Source organism: Neolewinella aurantiaca (genome assembly GCF_008014675.1).
In the GTDB taxonomy this organism is placed as follows: domain Bacteria; phylum Bacteroidota; class Bacteroidia; order Chitinophagales; family Saprospiraceae; genus Neolewinella; species Neolewinella aurantiaca.
Map to the genome: position 1 here is coordinate 1 of NZ_VOXD01000072.1, position 4,991 is coordinate 4,991.

At 37.6% G+C, this 4,991-nt stretch carries 4 protein-coding genes; 1 reads left to right on the forward strand and 3 read right to left on the reverse strand.

The genetic code is table 11. From position 1 onward, the window contains the following. Positions 1–377 precede the first annotated feature (377 nt). Positions 378–734, forward strand: coding sequence for a T9SS type A sorting domain-containing protein (locus FUA23_RS21880; RefSeq protein ID WP_147932912.1), 357 nt, complete (start codon positions 378–380; stop codon positions 732–734). 82 nt (positions 735–816) lie between these two features. Here the strand turns inward: FUA23_RS21880 and FUA23_RS21885 are convergent, their stop codons facing one another. From FUA23_RS21885 to FUA23_RS21895, 3 genes are all read right to left on the reverse strand, one after another. Then, the gene (locus FUA23_RS21885) at positions 817–1,806 is read right to left on the reverse strand and encodes a DUF4249 family protein (RefSeq protein WP_147932913.1); all 990 of its coding nucleotides are present in this window, start codon (positions 1,804–1,806) and stop codon (positions 817–819) included. Between the two features lies 1 nt (position 1,807). Then, the gene (locus FUA23_RS21890; protein WP_147932914.1) at positions 1,808–4,150 is read right to left on the reverse strand and encodes a TonB-dependent receptor; all 2,343 of its coding nucleotides are present in this window, start codon (positions 4,148–4,150) and stop codon (positions 1,808–1,810) included. A gap of 350 nt (positions 4,151–4,500) precedes the next feature. Then, positions 4,501–4,770, reverse strand: coding sequence for a helix-turn-helix domain-containing protein (locus FUA23_RS21895; RefSeq protein WP_147932915.1), 270 nt, complete (start codon positions 4,768–4,770; stop codon positions 4,501–4,503). Positions 4,771–4,991 lie beyond the last annotated feature (221 nt).

Here is a 4,991-nt window from a genome sequence, read left to right on the forward strand (position 1 = left end):
ACGACGATTAGTCCGTTCTGGTCCCCCCGGCCCCTGTTCCGCTACGCTCCACAGGGGCCGGGGGACCAGAACGGAAAGAAGAAACTCCACTTTTAAACTGTCCGGCTAAAGCCGACCACCTCACATTAGGTGCTACCTCCAAAACGTGGTCGTACACTGTTAGTGATGGATCTTCTGCTAATTTTAGCTCACCAAATTCTCAATACACTACTTTCAATGGTTTACACTCAAAAGCTTTCTGGTCGATTAATTCTACTTGGACATGTCCAACCGGATCGCCAATAGTTGGTGGTGTTTCGTTTTATGCAGGCGACCCTACAGACCAAGAATGCTCTTATTACAGGGGTAGTGGCGATAATGATAAGGAAGAAGCTAGCATGGTCTCATTCACCGAAGAAGAAACGGATGAACTTGAACTGAATGAGCGCTTTACTCAAAAGGAACAAAATCTAAATATAGATATTGATAGCGATAACAATGATAGAACATCTCTATTTCCTAACCCCGTAAGTGTAGGTCAGCCAATTACCCTTAAAGTCAACAAGAATTTACTTAAGAAAAAAGGCTACACTCCTATCATTATCTCTGACATAAATGGTAGAGTTGTCCTTAACTCAAGGATTCAAAATATTGTTACAACTCTAAACTTAGATGATGTAGTAAGTAAAGGTTACTACATAATTCAAGTAGTAGGTGACAACGAAGTCAACAAAATTCCTTTCATAGTTCGATAATCTTAATTGGAATTAAAGTCCTTTACAGTAGGGAACTATTATTAAGAGGTAGTATGGGTTTGCCCCATACTACCTCTTGTAATTATCGTTGTAAAAATATTGATTTGTTGCCAAGAAGAAAAAAACCGAATCCATCAGGTACATTACTAAATACGGTAAAAGGTTCAGCATACCCATTTCTAATATCTACTTCCAAAGCTATGTAGTCATTATAAGACCTAACCATATCGTACCAATCTTTCGTTATACTTGTAATTTCGACGGAATGTACTTGTAGAATATCTATAGCATTACTAGCGATAAAATCTAAATTTATATCCTGACCATCAAAATCTTGATCTGATATAACTATTCTTTCGTTGAAAGCATATGCCGCATTAGTTCTCGGGTCTAAGTCATCCAAGTATGAAACATAGAAAGAGCCATCTTCAGGGTTAATCAAACGTACCTTTATCTGATAAAAATTTTCTATCCCAATTTTATCTTTCCAAGATAAATTTATTTTTCTCCCTGATAATCCAAATCGATTTCTGACTATGTCATCTCCGACTTGAAAACTCGCCTCTTCAACAGAAAAGGGCATCATTTGCTCTATGAGATAACTACCTAAAACAGGATGTTGAATAGCCATCTTATAAATTTCTCCCGGAGTGAAGGTGTCAATTTCAGTCAGAAATGCTCGGTAGTTATTAATCAAAGTTGCACGATCAGTTGTTGAGTCGCGAATATTGTCGACTGACCTTCTTTCAGATACTGGGATAAACTGAAAACTGGTAACAACTCTATCGTTATCACTTAAAATATTAATTTCTAAGTCATCTTCATCAAAAAGAGGGTAATCATTTCCGTTCAATAGTGATTCCAAAGAATATTCCCTAAGAATATCGGTGGATCGATCACTACGCAAAAATAAAATACTATCCTCATTTGTAAAAGCAGCAGCTAGCGTAAATTTTTCCGATGATACTAAGTCGTCGGTATCAATCGGAACAGTGTCTCCAAAGTAAGTATCACAACTGCAAATTAGTAATGCGATTATTAAGATAGAAGTAGAGCAAAATATTATTTTCATATTAGTGCCATTTTATAGTATATGATAGAGAAGGAACTAATCGAAAGAGGCTAACTTTAACAAGTTGCCCCCTGAGACCATCAAGAGTGCGTTCATTTTCAACATTAACGTAATAGGGGTTTCGTCGGGCATAAACATTATATGCACCTATAGCAATAACTCTTTCATAGTTGTTTTTGATTTTTTGAAACGAAACACCAAGATCAAGTCGATGGGTAGGTGGAATACGATAACCGTTTACATCAGCAAAGGTGAGAAATGAACCAATAGAGAGTTCTCTGTTTAGAGGAAGTACTCTATCGTTTAATAGAGTGATTGGGTTTCCAGTTTGATATGTAAATCCAGCACTCAGTAATATTTTATTCGGTGACACCGAATAATCCCCTGTTATGTATAGGTTATTACGTCTATCGTAACGATAAGGGAAAGGATTACCCTGGTTGATCTCACTAAAAGTTCGCCATGACCAACTCAGTGTATTACTAAGTCTACCCCTAAAACGCCCAACACTTTTTTCTACAAAGCATTCTAGTCCATATGCTTCGCCTTTTCCTTTCACAACTAATTCAGAAAAATCCTCGGAAGAAGTAACACCTGCTCCTGGTCGGTAATTAACAACATTATTCATACTTTTATAATAAGCCTCAATAGCAACACGCAACCCTGGTTTCAACTGACGTTTTACACCGAGAGCAACTTGCCAACTATCCTGAGGAGGGAGATCATTATTTGCTGGTATCCAAATATCTCTTGGAAGGCCAAGGGTTCCACTAATCAAGAGATGCGTATTCTGCCGCATCGAAGCGAAACTAATATTAAGTTCGTCCTTAGAATTAATCTTTGTCTCTACACTTAATCTAGGTTGAATTTTAAAGTGCTCTCCGTTCAACCAACCAAACCGTACTCCGGCATTTAAGCTAATTTTTTCACCGATATCTAATATTTTCTCAGCGTAAAAATTATGATCAAAGTTTGATGACGCAATACGAGAAAACATCGTATCTTGACTTGCCTCAATACCACTAATCGTAGTAGAATTAGCAATAGTAAATCTTCCTGGAATGAATCTTCGGTAAGAACTATTAACTCCTACTTTCAAAATGTTATTTTTTTTTCCTTTGAAAGTAAGGCTAGTCCTAAACATCGTCTCAGCTACATCAGCCGAGTATAGTAATGAAGAAGACTCCCGACGCAAGAGATTTTCTTCGGAGAAAGCGCTTCCATTTTCATAAGAGTAAATCGTATTACCAATATAAGTATTTTGAGTAAGACGATCTGACCAAACCTTATCATAGCGTAAGTTACCAAGTAAGTTATACCATGATAAGAGTTCTTGAGAAGTTCTTACTGTTGAAGAAGTGTTTTGCGGTTGTATTCTCGTCTGGTCGTAACGATCTTTTCCATAATAGCCAGAAAACACTAAGCGATCATTCTTACTTATATTATATTCTAGCTTGATATTAGCGTCGCCGAAATAAAAAGCCAGATTGTTATCAGTACTACTATTTATAAATGGTGCAATCAGTAGGTCAAAAAGAGTACGGCGTCCGCTAATATGATAAGTGATCTTGCCAAATCCTCCCGAAATGTATGCTTTAGTAATGAGTGGGCCTAGGCTAAAACCTCTACTAGACTGATCCACTCTACCTGTTTTCATTTCTACGTCTACAACTGAAGAAAGTCGACCTCCAAATCGAGCAGGAAAACCACCTTTTATTAAATTAACCTTCTCGACAGCATTAATATCAAAGGTAGAAAAAAAGCCAAATATATGGTCAGGCTTATATACTGGTAGACCATCTAAAAGAACAAGGTTTTGATCATTTCCTCCTCCTCTTACAAAAAGACCTGTTTGGCCTTCTATTCCAGACTGAACACCAGGCATAACTTGCATTGCTCTGATAGGGTCAGCTTCTCCAAATAAGGCAGGAATTCTTAAAATTTCTTGGTTCGTGAGTCTGTTAGTACTATTATGAGTAGCTTTCTCAGAGTCAATATATTTACCAACTACTTCTACAGACAAGTTACTCAGCTCTCCTCGTAAGAGAATATCCTGTACTGTAGAACCACAATTTTTTATCGTAAATGTATCTTGTTCATGGCCCACATATGAAACAACTAAAGTAAATGTAGTATCGTAACTGTTACACTTTATAGAGTAAGCTCCTCGCTCATTCGTAATACTGCCAGTTTGATACTCTAGACAATAGATACTTGCTCCTTCTAATATTTCTCCTGATATTTCAGATCGAACTATGCCTGATATTTCTTGTGCATAAACATCACAGGGAACCAGAAAAAGGTAAAAACTTATAAAAGTAAAAAGGTAAAATACAGCTCTCATATTATATGCGTGTTCTCACATAAAATTAGACAAGAAACTGTTACCTACACTTTTCTGTTGTAGAAAAATTTAACATATTCAATATGTTGCGAAGTGTATCGAGTTTACTTACAGTTTATGTTTAATTTAGATATGGCTTTGGTACGTAGATGAAATCTACACACTTCTATACGGCGTAAAGATAGGTTATATTGCAGTCACTCTTTAAGGTAACAGCACCCAAAATGCTCCAGCAAAAATGAATAAGAGGGAAGTAGCAGGCAAAGTGTGATAATGTTTCTTATGGAAATCATGATGTTTTCACATAAAGTACACGTCTATGATCCGTGCTAAAGCTATCCCAAAGCAACTTAGCACGGATCGTCCGTTTTTGGTACAACATCTTCAAACCCTTCCCTGAAGAACTCAGCCAAAGAAATATCGAGAGCGTCCAGGACTTTCAAAAGGCTGCTGAATTTCATGTCTTGGCCGTTCTCATAACGACCAAACTGGCTACGGCTAATGTCGTGCTCGTAAGAGAACTTTTCGTAGTTGCTGTAACCGGCGGCAACTCTCAGATTTTTGATCCTATCTCCCAACTGAATCAGCCTCTTTTCTGTCTCTTCATCATGTTTAGCCATTCTCAAATAAAGAGTGATGGTTACTCCTATGGCACCATCTTAAAGAAACCATTCTAAAGGTACACCTTTAAAGGTAGGGTGTTCCGTCTGTTAGCTTTAAGCCGCCGCTGATTTTAGCTCCCGATTCATACGGCGGACCAACCCGTATCGATTTTCGCAGACGTACTGGGTTTCCCAGTCGTGTACCGCCTGATAAGATACACATGATAAGGCTTTTTGGA

What these genes read in the sequence shown, in the direction of transcription:
- FUA23_RS21880 (WP_147932912.1), top strand. Translation starts at nt 378, where the DNA reads ATGGTCTCATTCACCGAAGAAGAAACGGATGAACTTGAACTGAATGAG.
- FUA23_RS21895 (WP_147932915.1), bottom strand. Translation starts at nt 4,770, where the DNA reads ATGGCTAAACATGATGAAGAGACAGAAAAGAGGCTGATTCAGTTGGGA.
- FUA23_RS21890 (WP_147932914.1), bottom strand. Translation starts at nt 4,150, where the DNA reads ATGAGAGCTGTATTTTACCTTTTTACTTTTATAAGTTTTTACCTTTTT.
- FUA23_RS21885 (WP_147932913.1), bottom strand. Translation starts at nt 1,806, where the DNA reads ATGAAAATAATATTTTGCTCTACTTCTATCTTAATAATCGCATTACTA.